Consider the following 21,323-nt stretch of genomic DNA (forward strand, 5'->3'; position numbering starts at 1 on the left):
GAGCTCAGCCGCGTGGTGTACCTCGCCAAGACCCAGAAGGTGGACGCGGTGACACGCCGAGAAGCCCGCACCGACCAGCGGTACGTGCTCGACGCCGCCTGCACCTCCGTGACCCCGGGCCGGAAGATCACGTACGAGTTGCTCAGCTCGAACGAGTCCGTGGCCAGCGGTGACCTGCCGTGCGACGGCAACGTGATGAGGACGAGTCCGACGCTGCCCGCGACCGCCATCCAGATCAGCCTCGCGGATCTGGATGGCGTGACCGCCGCCTACGCGGTCATCACCCCCGAGCCGTCCTGACCAGGCCCGCGTGGCCACCGCTGGTCAAGAACGCAGCTTACGCAGGGCCTTCCCCCATGCTCTCGAACTCCTCTGTGGCCTGTCCGAACAGCGCGATCAGCCACTCGTGCACCTGGTCGTAGCCGGCCTCGTCCTCTTCCAGTTCCGCAGCGTCCTGCGGGCGAAGACCGTGCTCATTGACCTGCGCGAACGGTGTGGGCATTGGGACCAGCAGGCGGAACATATCGGCCCTGTCGGTGCCGGCCGCGCAACTCCTCAAGCCGCGCGGCGCGCTCGACGCTGCGTGGGTCAAGCGGCTCGGCGTCGGCAGGCCACGGCACCGGTGGCGGATCGGCCAACTTCAGCCGCTCACCAACCAGCGTGAGAATGCGGGTCAGGTCCTCGGCGGCGACCCGGGCCGCGACGCCCGGAGAGCGGTGCCGCAGCCGCTGCATCGGCAGCCGGAAATCGGCTCGCACCGCCCGGCCGCCACGCCGTACCGTGCCGGTGTCCTCGTCGGTGAGTTCGATGATGACCTCCAGCCACTCCCGCCCTGCGGTCGTCCACCAGGCCCGCCAGTCCTCGCGGCGATCCAACTCCTCGGCGATGTCATGGACCGCGTCGGCGTACGGCTGCCAGTCGCCACCGCCACCGAACACCAGCGGCCGGCACCACCCATCGGAGCCGCTGATCTCCTCGTGCACCCGGCCGAGGTGCTCGGCCTCACCGGACGACCACGACCGGGCGGCTGCGACGGCGGGATCGGCACGCACGGCGTGATACACCTCCGGCCCGGCCGCCACCACGGCGAGCAGGAAGCTGTGCAGCGCGTCCCCCAGCAGCGGAAGAGGTTCGGCACCGGCAGGATCGCACACATCCCGCACCGGAAGCTTCTCGAACCGTCCGCCATCGAGTTCGCGCACCGCCGCGTCGACCCGTCGCTGGAACTCCTCGGCCCGGTCGCCCAGCCGATCCCTCAGCCGGGCCACCGACCGCTCGTCGGCGACGCCGCCGAGCTCACCGACCAGCGCCCAGAACTCCTCATCAGTCACACTCATACCCATCGTGCGAACAGTGCCGCGACGTGGTCCCGATCCGCGCCGACCAGCGGGCGGACCGACGCCACCGCGGACACCTTAATCCCGCCTAACGTGGCGAGCCCCGGGCCGGTTCACGAGAAATTCGGAGATCGCCGAAGCCTCATCCGGCTCCACCGTGCTCGTGGTGCGACGGATTGACCATGTCCGCGCGGCGGCAAAAAACCTGACCACCATTTCAGCACGGTGAGCAACACGGGGCTGACTGTGAGTGGTGTCGTTGGATAAGGTCGACGGCAGAGATCGGTGCCCATCGATCATGGGGGAGACGTTGGCGTGAAGTCGGTGGTGTCGGCGTTCGGCCGGGCGGGGGCGGCGCACCGGGAGGCCGTTTCGCATGCGGAGGCCCCTCGGACGCGCCTGCGTGACCGATCTTGTGGTTCATCGTCATCGCCGCGACCCGAGGTTGAATCCGCAGACGCACCTGCCACCGGTGGTGGGGCGTTGGACACCACGAACCAGGGGAGGAACATCCAGTGGCCAGCATCGGAGACATCAAGGCGGGACTGGCTCACGGTAAGTCCGAAGCCGACAAGGCACTCGCCCAGCTCGCTGGCGTCAACGCGCAGGTCGACAGGGCCATCGCCGTACTCCAAGCTCTGGCCGCCGGTACCCAGCAGCCGGCTGTCGTGGGTGCCATCGGCAAGCTCAGCGCCGCCAAGCAGAAGTTCGGCGAGGGCGCGGGCCTGATCCAGGCCGCCGCCGCGCAGACCGAGAAGTACAGCGCCGTCGTCTGACACCGAACTCTTGGGAGGTCCTCCCGATGCCCACAGTCATCGTTCCCGTCGGTCTCAACCTCGGCCCCTCCTACCGCTATGTCACTCCCCCAGACCCGGCCCCGGAGTACTGGGAGGTCCGACTCGGCAACGACTCCGAGGAACTGACTGACGAGGAATTCCAGCTATGGGGGCGAGCCTTCTTGGATCCGGAGCGTCACGCGCGCCTCGAGATCAACCGTGAGACTCTTCGACGTGACGCACTTGGCGTTGGGAGTGGCAAGAGCAACCCGGACGCAATCATCGACCGGCTTCTCGATCGTGGCTTGTTGATCGAGTTCGACCCGAATGGGGAGCTGGAGAAACCGTTCCGGCGGATCAGGCTCTATCCGCTCGCGGAAGGCATGGGGAACACCCCTGAGGAGCCGGATCGACGGCTCATCGGCCACAACGGGCAGGCACACGTAAAGGTCAACTACACCGTCTACGGAATGTGGGCCTACTCGTCGAGCATCGGATCACTGTGGGAGGCATGCGTCGACTTTGAGACAGGCGCGAAGGAGCAGCATGAGACGGGCGAGGATGTCGAGGTGGTGGCGGCGGCCGAGGTGGCAGGCGAGGTCGCCAAGACCCTTCCGATGTTGATCGCTTCCGGCTGCGCGTTCGTTGACCTGGTGCGGTAGCTGTCGATGGCTTGGACGAGAGGACGGGGCCAGCGTGGGCGCACCAGGGACATGGGCAGACCTGGGGCCCGACAGAAGGCTGCTGGGGCGCTGACCGCGACGGTCGGCGCCATCCGGGACACCGCCATCGAATCTGCACGGGAAGGCATCACCAAGGTCAGCGAGAAGGTCGGCAAGGTGGCTGGCGCTGGGATCGCCGTGGCGGCCACCGCGGCAGTCGACGCCGCCGGCCACCAGCCCTCGCCCCTGGTCGCGGTGGGGGCGGCGTACGCCGGCATGAAGGTCGGTGGCCTGGTCGGCCGGGCCATGAATGCCGGGCTGGACCGGATCACCGCCGGACGGGGTGGCGGTCCGATCGGTTCGGTGATGGCGGAGTTGAGCATGGTGCTGCAAACGCTCGATCAGGTGGTACGAGGCATCGCCGAGGTTGTCGACTCGGTGAACCAGGCCCAGGCCCACGTCCAGAAGGTCAGCCGGGGCGGGGGCAACAACCTGCTGAACAGCGCGGTGCGTGCGTGCCGGCAGGCGCCCGTTCGCCTCGAAGAGGGTGTGGACGAGGTCAAGCAGGCCCAGGACCTCGTCGGTGAGCATCTGGTGGCGGTGGCGACGGCCGGTGGCTGAGCGCGCCGGGTTCCACGCGCTACGGCACCTCTTCGCCACGACGCGGATCACCAACGCCCGGCTTGTGCCCGTTGATCTTGCGAAGAGGAATCACCTGGTCAGCGGCGATATTGGTGGGCCGGATACCACCATGCGAACCACGCCACCACGATCACCGGCAACCCGCTACCACTGAACTTGCCCGGCCCACGAGTCTCGGGCGGGCCCGATGATTCCGGCCCGGCCAGCCGAACCCGCCGGTCGGTCGCCATGGACCGCGTCGACCCACGCCGACTTCCGTGACACCCGAGGGCGGACAAGTGGTCGGGGGGGTATGGGGATTGCCAATAGGCCTTCTGGTCGGCGGCCTGGTGCCGTCGATCCTGGTCGTGGTGAGGAGGCAGCCCTGGTGACGCGAGCACTGGAAACGTAGAACATTTAGTTCTACACTCTTGCCCATGGAACGCATCGGTGTCCGGGAGCTGAACCAGAACACGAGCCAGGTGCTGGCTAGGGTGAGCGGCGGCGAGACCGTCGAGATCACCGATCGCGGGCACCCGATCGCCCGACTTGTTCCAGTAAGTGACGACAGGTCGATGCTAGCCAAGCTGGTAGCTGCGGGGCGGGCAGTTGCCCCGACCGGCGGCGGCCCTGTTCCGCTTCCACCGAAGCTCGGCGACCAGGATGTGGACGTGGCCGCCACGCTTGCCGCGATGCGGGACGAGGAGCGCTGGTGATCTACCTCGATTCCGCCGCCGTCGTCAAGCTGGTGCGGCAGGAGGCATGCAGCGCTGACCTTGTCTCCTGGCTCAACAGCCACGGCGACGCGCCGCTGGTCTGCTCCGCTCTCGTCGAGGTGGAAGTGCCCAGAGCGCTGCGCCGATCAGCTCCGCAAGCTCTGATCGGAGTGCCGGCGGCCGTCGGACGGCTCTTCCGACTGGAGATCGACAGTACGATCCGCGCGACCGCAGCCGCGTTCGCTGAGCCGACGCTACGCAGCCTCGACGCCATCCACCTCGCCACCGCCCAGGTTCTGACCAACGAGTCCGGAACGGCACTCATCGCCTTTGTCACCTACGACCGGCGACTGCTCGAACGTGCCAAGGGAGCAGGATTCCCCGTAGCAAGTCCCGGCCAGAACTGACCCGCGACCTCCGAAGACGGGCACTGGAACAGGACGAGATCCGCCCCGCCGAAGCCCTCGAACAGCTCCGTCACCAGCGCACATCTACCACGGTGCCGTCGCCAGTTTGATCGGCTCGGTGACGCCCTCACTCGACTCGACCGGTGTGTGCTGACGGCGCCGCGCCATCTCGGTCAGGGTGTATCGGGAGAGGTCGTTGCTGGTAATCCAACCGTCGTCGGACGGCCCTTCGGCCGCACCGCGCAGACCCTCGAGAAGCACCTCGGTGAAGACCGACGGGCGATCCGGTCCCTGCGCCTTCGACGCCTTCATGTGGGTGCTTGACGTCAGGATGAAGGTGCCACGTGGACGCTTGAGGCGGCGCGGCTCTTCACGCACCCCACCGCGGAATCGGTTCCGTGCCGTGAACGCGCCAGAGAAGCAGCAGTCGAGGAGGACCACCTTCTGGCTGGCCTTGGTGTCGTTGAGCAGATGGCGCAGGGTGCCGTCGGTGTCCAGCGCGGATGCGTGCGAACTTCCACTGACCGTGTCCGTCGCGGCGAGGAACAGTGACTGCCCGTCGCCGTGTAGCACTCCGTGGCCGGAGTAGTAGAGCAGGGCCAGGTCGTCCCTGCGGCGCGCGCCGTAGAACTCCTCGACGGCTTGGCGCAGGTGTTCCGCCGGCAGGTCCAGTTCAGCGCGTACGGTGTCGAACTCGCCGGCACCGTCGAGCAGCGTCTTGAGCTGCGCCACGTCGTGATGTACCGACGGAAGGGGCGCGAGCTCACGGTCGACGTGGCAAGTGGCCGTGCCAAGCAGCAGGGCATGCCGTCCCATCAGGGGCGGGCCCGCTCGATCGCGGCCCGTACCGTGCTGATCAGCTCATCGGTCTGGCGGTGAGTGGGCCGGTCGATCGTCAGCTCGATGTCGCCGACCCGCAAATGCACCCGGCGCCCGTCGTGGCGTCGGAGGAAGGCCAGAACCACCTCGACCAACGCCTGCACGTAGCCGGGTTCCGTGCCCACCAGCACAGTCACCACGCCGACGGCCAGCTCTGCGACGCCTTTGGCATTTGGGTCGACAACGGGGCGTTCGACGCGCTCCACCTCGCCGATCTCGCGGAGTTCGTCCGTCAGATCGTCGGTCAGTTCACCGAGAACGAACAGTCCTGGGCCGGCAGGTACGCGGCTTCGACCAGGCAATGTGGGACGCCTCAGCGCGGGGGAGCTGACCATCGACCAGCAGCTCCAGCGGGCCGGTCCCGAGCTGCTGCACCGGGAGACGAAGACGGCCGCCTCGGACGCCACCCTGCCGCTGCCGGACATCTGCACCGTGGCGCTGGACGGCCGCCGCGCCGCACAGGCCGCCGCCCGGGACGCCGCCGGCCCGGCCTGGCAGCCTTCGGACCTCGTCTTCACCACCCGCTACGGCCGGTCGAGCCACACAACGTCAACCGCTTCTGAAACCGGCGTAGCGACTTGGCCGGCATCCGCGGATCACCGTCCGGGACGCCCAGCGGACCTGCGCCTCGCTCCTGGCCGACCTGGACGTCCACCCCCGGGTGGCGATGCAGATCCTCCGGCACGCTCCGTTCACCATCACCATGGAGATCTACACGGTGGTGTCCTCGGCGGCCACCCTCGACGCGCTCAAGCGACTTGACCAGACACTCGACCGATGACCGCCGCGCTGCTGGTTCCAGTCCAGTCCGCTACCGGTCGACGTAGTGGTACCGGCAGGCGATGATCTCGACGTCGTCCTTGCTGATCCGATACACCAGCCGGTGTTCGCGATCGATTCGGCGGGACCAGAAGCCGGACAGCTCTCCCCGAAGAGGTTCCGGCTTGCCGATGCCCTCGTATCCGTTGCGCATCACGTCCGCGATGAGATCGTTGATGCGCTTGACCAGCTTTCGGTCTGTGTGGCTGAGGTACTGGCTCCATGCCGTCGCGGTGAAGACCAGCCTCACGCGACGTCCCGCACGGTGGCCGGGTCGATCAGATCCCGCTGGGCCGCATCACCCTTTTCCAGCTCCGCCATCGACCGGCGCAGTGCGGCGGCGTTGCTCGGATTGCGAAGGAGGTACTCGGTCTCCTTCATCGACTCGTACTCCGCAAGCGGCACGATCACCACGGGGTCGTGGCCGGATCGGGTCACCACCACTTCCTCCGCGTCGTTGATGACGCTGTCGAGTTCGGCGGCCAGGTTCTGCCGTAGCTGGGTGAAGTTCACGGTCCGCATGGTCACCTCCGGGCGATGGGTACAGAAAACTGTACCTCAGGTGGGGCCTGCGGCGGCATGCACATGCGTCGCCGGTTACTGCTGAACTTTCCCTGCTGTACCGGCCCGGATCACACGGCAACAGTAACTCGCAAAGGGCTGCTGACCTGCGGAAAAGTGGAGCCCAGGGGACTCGAACCCCTAACCCCTGCCTTGCAAAGGCAGTGCTCTGCCAGTTGAGCTAGGGCCCCCAGGGCGGTCGGGCCGCCTGGTGCTGGCTGCGACGAGCGGTCAGCGCAGGTCGGGCGCGGTGGTCGCCTCGTGCCAGAGGGCACGCTCGTCGTTGGACGCCTTGACCTTCTGAGCGACGACAGCAGCCACGGCAACGACGCCGGCCAGGATCAGAAGCTTCTTGAACATGGGGCGCCCCTTCGCGCTCGACTACCGTCGGAACGGGTGTGCGGTGGGGCTAGCTGGAATCGAACCAGCGACCTCAGAGTTATCAGCTCTGCGCTCTAACCGACTGAGCTATAGCCCCGCGTGGCGACGAGCAAGGTTAACCCATCGCCCGGTCCGACCCCAAATCGGGGTGGCCGTGGCGCTCGCGCCTACTCGACCGTACTCGCGGCGCTCGTCGGCGGCGACCCGTTTCCCTCGCGCGTGTTCGGTGCGGCCCGGGTAGATCGACTGTTGATGCGGCCTGTGGGGGTGTCCGGGCAACCACAAAACGCAATACGCGGCAAACGAAGTCGATCAAGGCGGGGTGGGACGACTGAAGCGTCGGGTGGACAGCTCGACGCCGGGGCGCCGCTGGTGCGGCACCCCGGCGTCGAGACGGGATCAGTCGCGCTCGGCGAGGGTCAGCTCGATCCCGCCGACCAGGTCGGCGCAGACGTTGTAGACGAACGCGCCGAGCGTGGCGAGCGCGGTGAACAGGACGACGTTGACCAGACCGATCAACGCCGAACTGAGGATCACCCCCTTGGCGGTGATCTGGAAGCCGCCGGAGTTCCCGCTCGCGTTGACCAGATCGGTCAGGCTCTCATTGACGCTCTTGAATACCCCCATGGCGTCCAGGGCCAGGTAGAGCACCGAGGTGGCGACCACCACCACGATGAACAGCACGATGGAGACAGCGAACGCGAACTTCATCACCGACCACGGGTCGATCCGCTTGAGGTTCAGCCGGGCCCGGCGCGGCCCGCGCGAGGCAGCCGAGCTGACCGAGGTACGCGCGGCGCGTACCGCGTCACCCACCCGCGCGGCCCCGACCGCCGCCGAATTGGCGACCCCCGGTGGCAGGCCGCCCCCACTCGCGGGACCGCCGGTGCCGGTCGCCCGGGTACCATCCGGCGACGGCGACGGCTTGCCCGCGCCGCCGACCTTGGGTTGGGTGCCGGTCCCCGACGACGACGCGGCGGCACCCACCTTGATCGGCTGTGTGGCGTTGCTCGACTTGCTCGACGTGACCACCGGCATGGCGGCGGAGGTCGGCGCCTCCACGTCCGATGTCTCGGACCTCTCGCTCGCCGGCGTGTCGTCGCCTGGCTTCTCCGGCGGCGGGGCCATACCCGGGGCCCGGGTGAACTTCGGGGCAGGCGCGTCGGCGGGGACGGTCGCCCGACCCACGGCCGCGCGGCCGGCCGCGGTGCTGCCGCTCTTCGCGGCCTCCTCGTCGACCGGGGTGGCCGAGGTCCCCTTGTTCCCCGACTTCGCCTGTGTCTCCGTCATCAACTAGTCCTGTTCGTCAGGCTCGTCGGCATTGCGAGCAATCGCCACGATAGTCACGCCGTCCGGGAGGTCCATCAGCTTGACCCCCATTGTGTTCCGGTCACGCGTACGGCGTACAGGCTTCACCGGAGTCCGGATGACGCCACCGTTGCTGGTGATGGCGAACAACTCGTCCTCCGGGTCGATCACGACCGCGCCGACCAGACCACCGCGTCGCTCGGTGATCTTCGCAGTCAGCACGCCCTTACCTCCCCGGCCCTGGACCGGGTATTCCTCGATCGGGGTACGTTTCGCGTATCCCCCGTTCGTGGCTACCAGAACGTCCATACCCTCCCGGACCACCTCCATGGCGAGCAGAACGTCGTCATCGGAGAATCGCATGCCGATCACGCCCGTGGTGGCCCGCCCCATCGGCCGCAGCGCCTCGTCGCTGGCGTTGAACCGGATCGCCTGAGCGTTCTTCGAGACCATCAGCAGATCGTCGGAGGGTGCGACGAGGGCGGCACCGACCAGTTCGTCCTCATCGCGCAGGTTGATCGCGATGATGCCGCCGGACCGGTTGGAGTCGAACTCCTCAAGCCGCGTCTTCTTCACCAGGCCGTTCTTCGTGGCCAGCACCAGGTAGGGGGCCACCTGGTAGTCCGGGATCTCGATGATCTGCGCGATCTGCTCGTCCGGTTGGAACGCGAGCAGATTGGCCACGTGCTGGCCCTTGGCCACCCTACTGGCCTCCGGCAACTCGTACGCCTTGGCCCGGTAGACCCGCCCCTTGTTGGTGAAGAACAGGATCCAGTCGTGCGTCGAGCAGACGAAGAAGTGGCTGACGATGTCGTCCTGCCGCAACGTGGCCCCGCTGACACCCTTGCCGCCACGCCGCTGCGAGCGATAGAGGTCGGCCTTGGTGCGCTTGGCGTACCCGGTGCGGGTGATGGTGACCACCACGTCCTCCCGGGCGATCAGGTCCTCCATCGAGACCTCGCCGTCGAACGGCATGATCTTCGTCCGCCGCTCGTCGCCCCACTTGGCGACGATCTCGCCCAACTCCTCCGAGACGATCCGCCGCTGCCGCTCCGGCTTGGCGAGGATGTCCTTGAGGTCGGCGATCTCCACTTCCAGCTTCGCCAGGTCGTCCAGGATCCGCTGCCGCTCCAGGGCCGCCAGCCGCCGCAGCTGCATGTCCAGGATCGCGGTGGCCTGGACCTCGTCGATGTCCAGCAGCCGGATCAGGCCCTGCCGGGCGTCGTCGACGGTCGGCGAACGCCGGATCAGCGCGATCACGTCGTCCAGCGCGTCCAGCGCCTTCGTCAGACCACGCAGGATGTGCGCCCGCTCCTCCGCCTTACGCAGCCGGAAAGCCGTCCGTCGGCGGATCACCTCGATCTGGTGCTCGACGTAGTAGCGGATGAACTGGGCCAGGTTGAGGGTGCGCGGCACCCCGTCGACCAGCGCCAGCATGTTGGCGCCGAAGGTCTCCTGAAGCTGGGTGTGCTTGTAGAGGTTGTTCAGCACCACCTTGGCGACCGCGTCGCGCTTGAGCACGAGCACGATCCGCATGCCGGTACGGCCGGAGGACTCGTCGCGGATGTCGGCGATGCCGGCGAGCTTGCCCTCCTTGATCAGCTCGGCGATCCGCTCGGCCAGGTTGTCCGGGTTGACCTGGTACGGCAGCTCGCTCACCACGAGGGCGGGGCGGCCACGCTTGTCCTCCTCGACCTCGACCACGGCACGCATCCGGACCGAGCCACGGCCGGTCCGGTACGCGTCCTGGATACCGGCCTGGCCGACGATCAGGCCGTAGGTGGGGAAGTCGGGGCCCTTGACGATCTCCAGCAGCGCTTCCAGCGTGGTGGCCTCGTCGGCCTCCGGGTGCTCCAGGCACCACTGCACGGCCGCGCCGATCTCCCGCAGGTTGTGCGGCGGGATCTTGGTGGCCATGCCGACCGCGATGCCCTCGGAGCCGTTGATCAGCAGGTTGGGGATGCGGGCCGGCAGGATGGTGGGCTCCTTGGCCCGGCCGTCGTAGTTGTCCTGGAGGTCGACGGTGTCCTCGTCGATGTCCCGCAGCATCTCCATGGCCAGCGGGTCAAGCTTGCACTCGGTGTACCGCATCGCCGCAGCCGGATCGTTTCCGGGCGAGCCGAAGTTGCCGTTGCCGTCGACCAGCGGGTAGCGCAGCGACCAGGGCTGCGCCATCCGGACGAGTGCGTCGTAGATCGCCGAGTCGCCGTGCGGGTGGAACTGGCCCATCACGTCGCCGACCACCCGGGAGCACTTCACGTAGCCTCGGTCCGGTCGGTAGCCGGAGTCGAACATGGCGTAGAGGATCTTGCGGTGGACCGGCTTGAGCCCGTCCCGGACGTCCGGCAGCGCCCGCCCGACGATGACGCTCATCGCGTAGTCGAGGTACGAGCGCTGCATCTCGACCTCGAGGCCGACCGGCTCGATCCGGTCGTGCTGCGCGACGACGGCGGCGGCTACCTCCGGGGTCTCCGGCTCGTTCGGGATGGACTCGGGAGTATCGGTCACTGTTAACCCTTATCAGACTCAGAGTCGTTTTTGTGCTGTGGATAACGGCTGTGGAAACCGGCCAAGCTGTGGATAACTCTGTGGACCCGCAGGTCGGCCGGTGGCTGCCGGCCGACCACCCGAGCCGGTCAGATGTCCAGGAAGCGCACGTCCTTGGCGTTGCGCTGGATGAAGGAGCGGCGGGCCTCCACGTCCTCACCCATCAGTACGCTGAACAGCTCGTCGGCGGTTGCCGCGTCGTCGAGCGTGACCTGACGCAGGGTGCGGGTGGCCGGGTTCATCGTGGTCTCCCACAGCTCGGGGTAGTTCATCTCGCCGAGACCCTTGAACCGCTGGATGTCGTCCGGCTTGGCGTTGGGCCTCTTCTGCTGACGCAGCGCGATCAGCCCGTCCCGCTCCCGGTCCGAGTACGCGTACTGGGCGTCGTCGCCCTTCTTGTTCCACTTGATCTTGTAAAGCGGTGGGGCAGCCAGGTAGACGTGGCCCAACTCGACCAGCGGCCGCATGAAGCGGAACAGCAGAGTGAGCAGCAGCGTCTGGATGTGCTGGCCGTCGACGTCGGCGTCGGCCATCAGCACGATCTTGTGGTACCGCAGCTTCTCGATGTCGAAGTCGTCGTGGATGCCGGTGCCCAGGGCGGTGATCAACGCCTGGACCTCGTTGTTCTTGAGCACCCGGTCGATCCGGGCCTTCTCCACGTTCAAAATCTTGCCGCGGATCGGCAGAATCGCCTGGGTACGCGGATCGCGCCCCTGCTTGGCCGAGCCGCCGGCCGAGTCGCCCTCGACGATGAAGACCTCGGACTCGCGCGGGTCGGTGGACTGACAGTCGGCCAGCTTGCCCGGCATCGAACCGGACTCCAGCAGCGACTTGCGGCGGGCGAGCTTGCGCGCCTGCTGGGCGGCGATGCGGGCCCGGGCCGCCTGGGAGGCCTTCTGAATAATGATCTTCGCCTCGGCCGGATTCCGGTCGAGCCAGTCGACCAGCCACTCGTTGCAGACCCGCTGCACGAAGCTCTTCACCGGGGTGTTGCCGAGCTTGGTCTTGGTCTGGCCCTCGAACTGCGGGTTGGTCAGCTTGACCGAGATGATCGCCGCCAGGCCCTCGCGGATGTCCTCGCCGGAGAGCTTCTCGTCTCCCTTGAGCAGTTTCTTCTCCGCGCCGTACCGGTTGACCACGCTGGTCAACGCGGCCCGGAAGCCTTCCTCGTGGGTGCCGCCCTCGTGGGTGTTGATCGTGTTGGCGAAGGTGTAGACCGACTCGCCGTAGGACTCGTTCCACTGCATGGCGATCTCGACCGCCATGCCCTCCTCCTCGGCGCCGAACTGGACCACCGTCTTGTGGATCGGGGTCTTCGAGGCGTTGAGGTGCCGGACGAAGTCGGCAATGCCGTCCTCGTAGAGGAAGGTGACCTCGCGGATCTTGCCTTCCTCGCCCTCCGGGACCCGCTCGTCGAGCAGGTGGATGGTGAGGCCGCGGTTGAGGAAGGCCATCTCCTGCAGCCGGCGGTAGATGGTCTGAAAGTCGAAGTTGACGGTCTCGAAGATGTCCGGGTCGGGCCAGAAGGAGACCGCCGAGCCGGTCCGGTCGGTCGTCTCGCCCTTCTCCAGCGGGTTGGGCTTCGAGTTGGTGTACTGCTGCCGCCAGACGAAGCCCGACTTGTGGATCTCCACCGCCATCTTGGTGGAGAGGGCGTTCACCACGGAGACGCCGACGCCGTGCAGACCGCCGGAGACCGCGTACGCCTTGCCGTCGAACTTGCCGCCGGCGTGCAGCACGGTGAGCGCGACCTCGACACCGGGCTTCTTGAGCTTCGGGTGCAGGTCGACCGGGAAGCCACGACCGTTGTCGGTGACCCGGACGCCGCCGTCGGCGAGCAGCACCACGTCGATCGTGTCGCAGTGGCCGGCCATCGCCTCGTCCACGGCGTTGTCCACGACCTCCTGCACGAGGTGGTGCAGACCGCGCTCGCCAGTCGACCCGATGTACATACCGGGCCGCTTGCGGACCGCCTCCAGCCCTTCGAGGACGGTGATCGACTCGGCGCCGTAATCCTGCTTGTCCTGCGCTGCCACCCTCGGCCACTTTCTCGCACCGGCCACGCCACAGGGCGCGGGGGCGCGGGTTCGGCGGGCAGCACGCGACGTCGGCGCACAAACCGGCCCCCGAGGACGCCAGGTCACGGAACGTGCGCCGGTCGCCGCGGTTGCCCGCGGATCGCGATCGGCTAGACCCGACACAGGACTTTGATCAAGGGCCGCCGGGGCCCGTGCCCGTCGCTCCGTGCCGGGTCTTCGTCTCGCCCCTAATCCTACTGTGCGCAACCGACGAAGACGCCACTCGGCACCCCTGCGCGGCGTCTGAGACCCCCGTAGCCGGCCGAACCGCGCTGCCCGCGACTCCCCCTACGCGCCAGGGGCCGATCTTCGGCGGCATCGCCGGGGGATCCGTCACGGGACGGCCGGTCGACGGTAGCGCGCAGCGTGGCCGTACCGTACCTTTGCGGCACCGCCGCCACTCGTCTTGATCTTTGCCATCCGCAACCGGGACGATTGACCCGATCGATCCGACACGTGCTCAAGGGGTGACGCCAGATGGGGCTGGACAACGTCGCGGTGCACTGGCCGCGGACCGGCCGCTTCTACGACCCGGTCGCGCCGGCCGAGTTCGTCGATTTCGGCGAGATCGTGGACATCCCCCGGATCTCCGCGCCCACCGCGGCGCTCGCCGAACACATCGCCAAGACCGGTACCGTCCGGGCCACCGCGTACACGGAGCTGGTGGACCTGATCCTCGGCTTGGAGAATGTGCTCTACGCCACCGAAGCCGCCGCCGAGGACGAGGATCCGGTGATCGACCCGGACGGCTGCTCCTGGATCGCCGGCGGGGTGGAGCGGTTCATCGCGCAGCACCGCCCGCACGGCGAGGCGGTGACCTTTGAGTCGGTCAGCGACGTGCTCCGCTCGCTGCTGGCCGACGGCCGCCTGGCCGAGCAGCAACTCCGCTGGCTGGACGCCCGGCTGGACCGGCTGCGCGACGAGAACGGCGACCCGCCGCAGTGGGACTTCACCTGCGCCGAGCTGGGTGTGCTGGCCGCCTTCTACCGGCGCTGCGCGGATCGGGGCTTCGCCGTCTACGCCGATGCCGAGCCCGGTCGGCGTCCCGCCACCCAGCCGTAGCATCCGGGCGGATACGTCCGCCCGCGCAGCTGACCGGGACAGCCGCGCCGGTAGCGCGGATCGCTCGATGTGCCGCACAGCCCAGCGCAGCCTGCTTGATCTACTCCGGTTGCGCCAGGTTCGGGTGTCCTCCGCCGTCCCGAGATGCCGCAGTCGGCGCGGGCGGCAGCGGGCGAGGGCAGCAGGCAGCAGGGATCAGCCGTAGGTGTCGCGGGGGCCCCGGCCGCGGACCCGGCGCGGACCGCGGGACCAGGACGGTGCGGCAGGGCCGTGGATGTGCAGCTTGCGAACCACGTTGTGGCCCACCTCACCGGCGATCCGCTTGAGCAGCGATTTGGCGAGCAGCCGTAGCTGGGTGGCCCAGGCCGTCGAGCGGGCCTCCACGGTCAGCTCGCCGTCCTCCAGCTTCACCGGGCGGCTGTGCTGGGCGATCTCCGGACCGACGACCTTCTCCCAGGCGCCGAAGACGGTCGCCTCGGCAGCCGGTTGATGCCAACCGCGCGCCTTCATCAGCCGCTCCAGCACCACACCGAGCGGCTGCGGGTCGCGAGGGTCCGGCCCCGGCCCGGAGTAGCCACGCAGCCGCCGTTCCCCGCCGTCGCCGGAGACCACGCTGCGCCGGCGGGTCTTCGCCGCCGTCTCCCGTCGGGCCCGGGCCGCGTCCAACACCGCCCGGGCGAGCTGCGGCCCGGATCCGCCGCCGGCCGTCTGGCCTGCCACGGCGGCCTCACCCGGCTCCGCCGACTCACCCTCACCCCGACGACCCGGCGGGCGAGCCCCGGGCGGCCCCGACCCGGCGGCCTCCACCGGACCTGGTTGGCCGGTGCCGGCCCGACCCGACCCGGCACCGTCCAAGGCCGGCCGGTGACCGGTCCGGCGGGCCGGTGTCTCGCCTTCTCCCTCGCGTTCCGGGTCACTCGACACGTCGTACCGTCCCCTCGCCCACCGCGTACCGGATGCCCCGCAGGGCCGCCGGCACGTCGTCGTCGACCGCACAGGTGACCAGGAGCTGACCCGCCCCGCCGACCAGTTCCGCCAGTCGCTGCCGCCGGCCCGCGTCCAGCTCGGCGAAGACGTCGTCCAGGACCAGCACCGGCTCGATGCCGTCGGCGCGCAGCAGGTCGTACCCGGCCAGCCGCAGCGCCAACGCGAACGACCAGGACTCGCCGTGGCTGGCGTACCCCCTGGCGGGCAGTGCGCCGAGAGTGAGGGTCAGCTCGTCGCGGTGCGGGCCGACCAGGGTGGTGCCCCGTTCGATCTCGGCCGACCGGGACTCGGCCAGGGCTGCGGTCAGCGCCTCGGCCAGCGCGGCCCGGCTGATGGTCTGCTCCGGCAGCTCCACCGACGGCCGGTACGCGATGCCGGCCGCGCCCCGCCCGGCCGCCACCGCGTCGTACGCCTTGGTGACGTGTGGGGCCAGCGCGGAGACCAGTTCCAGCCGCCCGGCCAGCAACTCCGCGCCGTGGTGGGCGAGATGGGTGTCCCAGACGGCGAGGGTGGACAGATCCCCGCCCCGTGAGCCGCCCGTCTTGCGGGCCAGGTACGCCGTCCGCAGCAGGGCATTGCGCTGCTTGACCACCCGCTCGTAGTCGGCGCGCACCCCGGCGTACCGGGGTTGCCGGAGCACCAGCAGGTCGTCCAGATAGCGACGGCGCTCCGCCGGATCGCCCCGGACGAGTTCCAGGTCCTCCGGGGCGAAGAGCACCAGCCGCAGCGCGCCCACCACGTCCCGGGCCCGGCGGGCCGGCGATCGCCCGAGCCGTGCCCGGTTGGCCCGACCGGGAACGATCTCCAGCTCGACCAGGAGTTCCCGGCCCTCGTGCACCACGGCGCAGCGGATCACCGCCGAGGAGGCGCCGACCCGCACCAGCGGAGCGTCGGTGGCGACCCGGTGCGAGTCCAGGGTCGCCACGTAGCCCAGCGCCTCGATCAGGTTGGTCTTGCCGACGCCGTTGGCGCCGATCAGAACGTTCGGGCCCGGCTCCAGGTCCACGTCGACCCGTTCGTACGAGCGGAAGTCGACCAGTTCGAGCCGGCGGACGTACACAGGCGGTGGATGCCGGTCAGCGCTTGTGGACGGCGTGCCCGCCGAACTGCTGGCGCAGCGCGGAGACGGCCTTCATCGCGGGCGAGTCGTCCTGCCGAGAGGCGAACCGGGCGAACAGCGCGGCGCTGATGACGTTCAGCGGCACGGCGAGCCGGACCGCCTCGTCGACCGTCCAGCGGCCCTCGCCGGTGTCCTCGGTGTAGCCGCTCAGCTCGGCCAGCTCCGGGTCCTCGTCGAGGGCCCGGTCCAGCAGGTCGAGCAGCCAGGACTGGACCACGGTGCCGTCCCGCCAGGACTTGATCACCCCGGGTACGTTCGTCACCATCTCGGCGGCGGAGAGCAGTTCGTAGCCCTCCGCGTAGGCGTGCATCAGGCCGTACTCGATGCCGTTGTGCACCATCTTGGCGTAGTGGCCGGCACCGACCGGGCCGGCATGCACGAAGCCGTACTCGCCGGCCGGCTTGAGCGCCTCGAAGACCGGCATCAGCCGCTCGACGTGCTCCGGTGCGCCGCCGACCATCAGGCCGTAGCCGTTCTGCCGGCCCCACACGCCGCCGGAGACACCCACGTCGAGATAGCCGATTCCGCGCTCGGCGAGGCGTTCGGCGCGGGGTGCGTCGTTGGTGTAGCGCGAGTTGCCGCCATCGATGATGATGTCGCCCTCGGTCAGCGCGTCGGCCAGTTCGTCGACGGTGGCGTCGGTGACGGCGGCGGGCACCATCACCCAGACCGCACGGGGGGCTTCCAGCTTCCCGGCGAGGTCGGCCAGGCTCGCGGCGTCGCTCAGCTCCGGGTTGCGGTCGTAGCCGACCACCTCGTGCCCGGCCGCGCGCAACCGCTCGCGCATGTTGCCGCCCATCCGGCCGAGTCCTACCAGGCCGAGCTGCATCTGCTCCTACCCTCCGTACGTCTGGTCCTGCGGGGTGCCGGTCAGCGGGACACGCGGATCGGCATGATGAGGTACCGGTACCCCGGAATGACCTCGCCATCCTCGCCTGCGGGGGAAATCACCGCGGGCTTGAAGGCGTCGACGAACCTCAGCAGTGCGAACTGGGCCCCCAGGTTGGCCAGACCGTCGATGAGGTACTGCGGGTTGAAGCCGATGGTCAGCGGCTCGCCGGTGAAAGTGGCCTCCATCGCCTCGCTGGCCCGCGCCTCCTCGGTGCCGCCGGCCTCGACCACCAGGCCGTCGGAGCTGAAGCTCAGCAGCACCGGTGTGGTCCGCTCGGCGACCAGCGCGACGCGCTTGACCACCTCGGTCAGCGTGCTGACCGGCACCCGGGCCTCGGCGTTGTGGCTGGCCGGAAAGAGGGAGCGCACCGGCGGGTAGTTGGCGCCGTCGAGCAGCCGACTGGTGGTGCGCCGGGTGCCCCCGGCGAACCCGATCATGCCCTCGCCGGCGGAGCCCTGGGAGAGCGCCAGGGTGACCTGCCCGCCGATCGGGCCGAGTGCCTTGGCGGTGTCGTGCAGCGTGCGCGCCGGGACCAGGGCGTTGAGGCTGATGTCCGGATCGTCCGGGTGCCAGTCCATCTCGCGCAGGGCGAGGCGATACCGGTCGGTGGCGAGCATGGCAAGGGTGCCGCCGGTGAGTTCGAGGCGGACGCCGGTCATCATCGGCAGCGTCTCGTCCCGGCCGGCGGCGACGGCGACCTGGGCGACCGCGGCGGCGAAGGCGGCGGCGTCGACGGTGCCGGTGCTCTCCGGCATCTCCGGCAGGGTGGGGTAGTCCTCCACCGGCATGGTGGGCAGGGTGAACCGGGCGCTGCCGCAGACCAGCTCCAGGTGGGCCCCGACGGCGGCGATGTCGACCGGTTTGGCCGGCAGCGCCTTGGTGATCTCGGCGAGCAGCCGACCGGAGACCAGGGCGGCACCGTCGGCGTCTCCCTGCACCTCGACGGTGACCTGGCTGGAGACCTCGTAGTCGAAGCCGGAGACCTGCAGGTTGCCGTCGGTGACCCGGAGCATCACCCCGGCGAGCACCGGTACGGACGGCCGGTTGGGCAGGCTCTTCGCGGTCCACGCCACCGCTTCGGCGAGCGCGTCGCGCTCCACTCGGAACTTCATCAATGCCTCCGCGTCGACGTCAGCGACAACTCTCTCATGCCGACCGCTGCCCACCGTCCCGCCCGACCGTGCGGGTACCCATCGCACCTTAGGGCGCGCGGACATCGGCTGTGCGCCCGACCCTGGGGATTCGGGTGCCGGGGCGGCTGCCGACGGCAGCGTTCCGACCCGATCCACAGGAAGTCCAACGGTGATGATTGGTTTTTGTTGTTCAGAAGAAAAACCTCATCGTCTTCATCGCACCTGTGCAAACTGTGGAGAACCCGCGTCTGCCCAGCTCAGATAGGTTATCCACCGGTGGGTTAGCTGTGGAGAACCGGGGGGTAAACCGCCTGTGCGGTCCACAGGCCCCGCCGTCCCCACCGTTGTCCACCGTCGTCCACCGGTTATCCACCGGTTATCCACCGGGTTTCTCCCCAGCGTTGTGGACAGCGACGACGGCGATCCCCGCCGTCGTCCCCAGAATCTTCCACAGGACGCCCACAGGCCGACCGTCGACGGTGGACAACATTCCGGCCGTCCCCAGGTGTCCACAGCTCTGTCCCCAGGGTTTATCCACAATCTGTGGGTAACCGACTCCGAACCCAGCGTGGTTTTCCACCGCCTGTGGAACAGGGGGTGTGGACAACCGTGCCGACCTGTGGACAAGCATGACGCCGATTCTGGGCTCTCCAGCGGGTCGAGGGTCAACGCACACCTGTCCACAGGCACGAAAACGCCCGACCGACGGTGCCGGCCGGGCGTTGGAGGGTGCGGGCGACGTGGCGTACGCGACGACGACTTCAGGTCGGCGCGCGTCTGACGCCGCGCCGTGACCTGTCGCTCAGGTGTTCTGCTTGATCCGGTTGGTCAGCTCGGCGATCTGGTTGTACAGCGAGCGGCGCTCGGCCATCTGTTGGCGGATCTTGCGGTCGGCGTGCATCACGGTGGTGTGGTCCCGGCCGCCGAACGCCTGCCCGATGCGGGGCAGCGACAGGTCGGTCAGCTCGCGACAGAGGTACATGGCGACCTGACGGGCGTTGACCAGCACCCGGGAGCGGGAGTGGCCGCGCAGGTCCTCCAGGCTCACCCCGAAGTAGTCGGCGGTGGAGACCATGATCTGGTCCGCGGTGATCTCCGGGCCGGCGCCGTCCGGGATGAAGTCCCGCAGCACCTCCTCGGCCAGCGACAGCTCGACGTTCGACCGGGTGAGGCTGGCGAAGGCGGTGACCCGGATCAGTGCCCCCTCCAGTTCCCGGATCGAGTTCGACACCCGGGAGGCGATGAACTCCAGCACGTCCGGTGGGGCGTACAGCCGCTCCTGGGCGGCCTTCTTCTGCAGGATGGCGATCCGGGTCTCCAGGTCCGGCGGCTGGATGTCGGCGAGCAGGCCCCACTCGAACCGGGTCCGCAGCCGGTCCTCCAACGTCGCCAGCTGCTTCGGCGACCGGTCGGAGGTGATCACGATCTGCTTGTTGGCGTTGTGCAGGGTGTTGAAGGTGTGGAAGAACTCCTCCTGCGTCCGCTCGCGGTTCTCCAGGAACTGGATGTCGTCGATCAGCAGGATGTCGACGTCGCGGTAGCGGCGCTGAAACGCGCTGGTCTTGTCGTCGCGCAGCGAGTTGATGAAGTCGTTGGTGAACTCCTCGGTCGAGACGTACCGGACCGAGCGGGCGTTGCCGAGCGTGGTGGCGTAGTGCCCGATGGCGTGCAGCAGGTGGGTCTTGCCGAGCCCGGAACTGCCATAGATGAACAGCGGGTTGTACGCCTTCGCCGGCGACTCGGCCACCGCGACGCTCGCCGCGTGGGCGAACCGGTTGGACGAGCCGATGACGAACGTCTCGAACATGTACTTGGGGTTGAGGCGGTTGCCGCCGCTCTCCGCGCCCCCGGGGCGTCGGTCGGCCGGGCCGCCGGGACGGTGGTCCACCGCGGACCGGCCGGGCCCGCTGTCGGTACCTCCGTCGCGGGGAAGGCCGCGGGGACCGTGCGGGTCGCGCGGCGGCCGGGCCTCGCTGCGGTACGCCGGCTCGAACCCCCGCCCGTCGACACCGTGCGGGTTCGGCGCGGGGCGCTCGTCGAAGCCCCGCTGCTCGGGTGTGGGCTGGTTCACCCGCATCGAGTCGGTGAAGCCCGCCCCGAACAGCGACTCCTGCCCGCCGTCGCGACTGGCCGGGATCCGGTGCGGGCGAGGCTCGCCCGGGTCGGTCGGCTGCTCCTGCGGCGCCGACCCGTCGTGGTACGCCTCGGAGAAGCCGGACCCGGGTTGGGGTGGCTGCGGAAAACCGGCCGGCAGGTCGGGGAAGGGTGCCGGCCCGACGTGGCCGTCCCCGGGCGTCTCCGGTTCGGCGTCGGGGACGCTGCGGTAGACGGTGCCGGCGGGACGGCCGGAGGCGTCCTCGGCGACGCGGACGGTGACCGCGACCTGGATGGGGCGGCCCAGCCGGCGGGTCAGCGCCTCGGTGATCGCCGGTCGCAGCCGGGACTCGATCACGTCCCGGGTGAAGGCGTCCGGGACGGAGAGCAGGGCGGTGTCCTCGACGATCGCCCGCAGCCGGGTCAGCCGCAGGTAGGCGCGCTGCTGTGCGGAGATGATCTCGTCGGCGAGTTCGTCGGTCGCCGCGGTCCACACCGCGGCGAGGTCGGTCGTACCGGCCACCGTCGTGCCACCCCCTCGCCTCTGCTCCCGGCCGCCGCTGTGGTCCAGTCGGCCGTTCCGGGCCCGCCACCGCATTCGAGGCGGGTGGTTTCTCACCCGCCGGGCGGCTCACCGGCCGGCATCCACAAGTTATCCACAGCCTGTGTGTACCGACGATTGTGCCGCCCGCCGGACGCGGGTCGGACCGTGGCCCCCTGGTGTCGATGGGCGTTGAAGCGGGTTCACCGTGCCGAACGATTCACTGCCCTATCCGGTCTTGCCCATCGGTGGCGACGCAAGCCCCCGACGCTGACCGCAATCGCGCACGGTAACAGCGACGACGGGGCACCATCAACCGCCGTCGTCACATGCCGGTTGTCGGCATGAGTGAAAAACACCGGTTCGGTCGCCTGCCGCGTAGCTCGTGTCGCTGCTGCGAGG

The 21,323-nt window shown here is 69.0% G+C and carries 21 protein-coding genes, 2 tRNA genes and 1 pseudogene; 7 read left to right on the forward strand and 17 right to left on the reverse strand.

Annotated elements, in window-relative coordinates; translation table 11 throughout:
- Positions 1-300: hypothetical protein (locus E1182_RS12095; RefSeq protein ID WP_207921370.1), on the forward strand; the 300-nt coding region annotated here is incomplete at its 5' end.
- Positions 301-337: 37 nt separating this feature from the next.
- Here E1182_RS12095 and E1182_RS31080 read toward each other — a convergent pair.
- Both E1182_RS31080 and E1182_RS12100 read right to left on the reverse strand, forming a co-directional pair.
- Complete coding sequence (locus E1182_RS31080) at positions 338-502, reverse strand: hypothetical protein (RefSeq protein ID WP_165942593.1); 165 nt, start codon at positions 500-502, stop codon at positions 338-340.
- The gene (locus E1182_RS12100; RefSeq protein ID WP_132264161.1) at positions 474-1,343 is read right to left on the reverse strand and encodes a hypothetical protein; all 870 of its coding nucleotides are present in this window, start codon (positions 1,341-1,343) and stop codon (positions 474-476) included. Before E1182_RS12100 ends, E1182_RS31080 begins: the two co-directional genes overlap by 29 nt.
- Positions 1,344-1,852: 509 nt before the next feature.
- Between E1182_RS12100 and E1182_RS12105 the strand changes: the two genes are divergently transcribed.
- The 5 genes from E1182_RS12105 (at position 1,853) to E1182_RS12125 (ending at position 4,519) form a co-directional block, all read left to right on the forward strand.
- Complete coding sequence (locus E1182_RS12105) at positions 1,853-2,113, forward strand: hypothetical protein (protein ID WP_132264164.1); 261 nt, start codon at positions 1,853-1,855, stop codon at positions 2,111-2,113.
- Between the two features lie 26 nt (positions 2,114-2,139).
- Positions 2,140-2,775 carry a hypothetical protein gene (locus E1182_RS12110; RefSeq protein ID WP_132264166.1) on the forward strand — a complete coding sequence of 212 codons (636 nt, stop codon included), beginning with the start codon at positions 2,140-2,142 and terminating at the stop codon, positions 2,773-2,775.
- Between the two features lie 51 nt (positions 2,776-2,826).
- Positions 2,827-3,396, forward strand: a complete 570-nt coding sequence (locus E1182_RS12115) for a hypothetical protein (protein WP_243706187.1) — start codon at positions 2,827-2,829, stop codon at positions 3,394-3,396.
- A gap of 437 nt (positions 3,397-3,833) precedes the next feature.
- Entirely contained in the window at positions 3,834-4,112 is a 279-nt protein-coding gene (locus tag E1182_RS12120) for a type II toxin-antitoxin system Phd/YefM family antitoxin (protein WP_132264169.1), read from the forward strand.
- Positions 4,109-4,519, forward strand: a complete 411-nt coding sequence (locus E1182_RS12125) for a type II toxin-antitoxin system VapC family toxin (protein WP_132264171.1) — start codon at positions 4,109-4,111, stop codon at positions 4,517-4,519. Before E1182_RS12120 ends, E1182_RS12125 begins: the two co-directional genes overlap by 4 nt.
- Positions 4,520-4,609: 90 nt before the next feature.
- Here E1182_RS12125 and E1182_RS12130 read toward each other — a convergent pair.
- The 10 genes and pseudogenes from E1182_RS12130 to gyrB all read right to left on the reverse strand — a co-directional run.
- Positions 4,610-5,335: pseudogene (locus E1182_RS12130) on the reverse strand (caspase domain-containing protein); the annotation flags it as partial.
- Positions 5,335-5,733 carry a hypothetical protein gene (locus E1182_RS12135; protein WP_243706188.1) on the reverse strand — a complete coding sequence of 133 codons (399 nt, stop codon included), beginning with the start codon at positions 5,731-5,733 and terminating at the stop codon, positions 5,335-5,337. The pseudogene E1182_RS12130 and the gene E1182_RS12135, both read right to left, overlap by 1 nt.
- 476 nt (positions 5,734-6,209) lie before the next feature.
- Positions 6,210-6,467, reverse strand: a complete 258-nt coding sequence (locus E1182_RS12145; protein ID WP_132264173.1) for a Txe/YoeB family addiction module toxin — start codon at positions 6,465-6,467, stop codon at positions 6,210-6,212.
- Positions 6,464-6,739, reverse strand: a complete 276-nt coding sequence (locus E1182_RS12150) for a type II toxin-antitoxin system Phd/YefM family antitoxin (protein ID WP_165942594.1) — start codon at positions 6,737-6,739, stop codon at positions 6,464-6,466. The genes E1182_RS12145 and E1182_RS12150 overlap by 4 nt, the downstream gene beginning before the upstream one ends.
- A gap of 157 nt (positions 6,740-6,896) precedes the next feature.
- A tRNA-Ala gene (locus E1182_RS12155) sits at positions 6,897-6,969 on the reverse strand.
- Positions 6,970-7,009: 40 nt separating this feature from the next.
- Positions 7,010-7,138, reverse strand: a complete 129-nt coding sequence (locus E1182_RS32200; protein ID WP_243704690.1) for a DLW-39 family protein — start codon at positions 7,136-7,138, stop codon at positions 7,010-7,012.
- A 44-nt stretch (positions 7,139-7,182) separates the two neighbouring features.
- Positions 7,183-7,256, reverse strand: a tRNA-Ile gene (locus tag E1182_RS12160).
- A 302-nt stretch (positions 7,257-7,558) separates the two neighbouring features.
- Entirely contained in the window at positions 7,559-8,449 is an 891-nt protein-coding gene (locus E1182_RS12165; protein WP_132264177.1) for a DUF3566 domain-containing protein, read from the reverse strand.
- Between the two features lie 3 nt (positions 8,450-8,452).
- Complete coding sequence (gene gyrA / locus E1182_RS12170) at positions 8,453-10,975, reverse strand: DNA gyrase subunit A (RefSeq protein ID WP_132264179.1); 2,523 nt, start codon at positions 10,973-10,975, stop codon at positions 8,453-8,455.
- A gap of 128 nt (positions 10,976-11,103) precedes the next feature.
- Positions 11,104-13,050, reverse strand: a complete 1,947-nt coding sequence (gene gyrB / locus E1182_RS12175; protein ID WP_132264181.1) for a DNA topoisomerase (ATP-hydrolyzing) subunit B — start codon at positions 13,048-13,050, stop codon at positions 11,104-11,106.
- A 519-nt stretch (positions 13,051-13,569) separates the two neighbouring features.
- Here gyrB and E1182_RS12185 point away from each other — a divergent pair.
- Entirely contained in the window at positions 13,570-14,154 is a 585-nt protein-coding gene (locus E1182_RS12185; RefSeq protein ID WP_132264185.1) for a hypothetical protein, read from the forward strand.
- 195 nt (positions 14,155-14,349) lie between these two features.
- Here the strand turns inward: E1182_RS12185 and E1182_RS12190 are convergent, their stop codons facing one another.
- From E1182_RS12190 to dnaA, 5 genes are all read right to left on the reverse strand, one after another.
- Entirely contained in the window at positions 14,350-14,874 is a 525-nt protein-coding gene (locus E1182_RS12190) for a DUF721 domain-containing protein (RefSeq protein ID WP_207921371.1), read from the reverse strand.
- Positions 14,875-15,067: 193 nt separating this feature from the next.
- Positions 15,068-16,201 (reverse strand): DNA replication/repair protein RecF, encoded by a 1,134-nt coding sequence (gene recF / locus E1182_RS12195; RefSeq protein WP_132264187.1) that lies wholly within the window; start codon positions 16,199-16,201, stop codon positions 15,068-15,070.
- A gap of 16 nt (positions 16,202-16,217) precedes the next feature.
- Positions 16,218-17,090: a phosphogluconate dehydrogenase (NAD(+)-dependent, decarboxylating) gene (gene gnd, locus E1182_RS12200; RefSeq protein WP_132264189.1), complete on the reverse strand. Its 873-nt coding sequence runs from the start codon at positions 17,088-17,090 to the stop codon at positions 16,218-16,220.
- Positions 17,091-17,131: 41 nt separating this feature from the next.
- Positions 17,132-18,265: a DNA polymerase III subunit beta gene (gene dnaN, locus E1182_RS12205; protein WP_132264191.1), complete on the reverse strand. Its 1,134-nt coding sequence runs from the start codon at positions 18,263-18,265 to the stop codon at positions 17,132-17,134.
- Positions 18,266-19,088: 823 nt separating this feature from the next.
- On the reverse strand, positions 19,089-20,903 hold the full coding sequence (gene dnaA / locus E1182_RS12210; RefSeq protein ID WP_132264194.1) for a chromosomal replication initiator protein DnaA: 1,815 nt from the start codon (positions 20,901-20,903) through the stop codon (positions 19,089-19,091).
- Positions 20,904-21,323: the final 420 nt, after the last annotated feature.

This window comes from Micromonospora sp. KC721 (assembly GCF_004348355.1).
In the GTDB taxonomy this organism is placed as follows: Bacteria; Actinomycetota; Actinomycetes; order Mycobacteriales; family Micromonosporaceae; genus Micromonospora.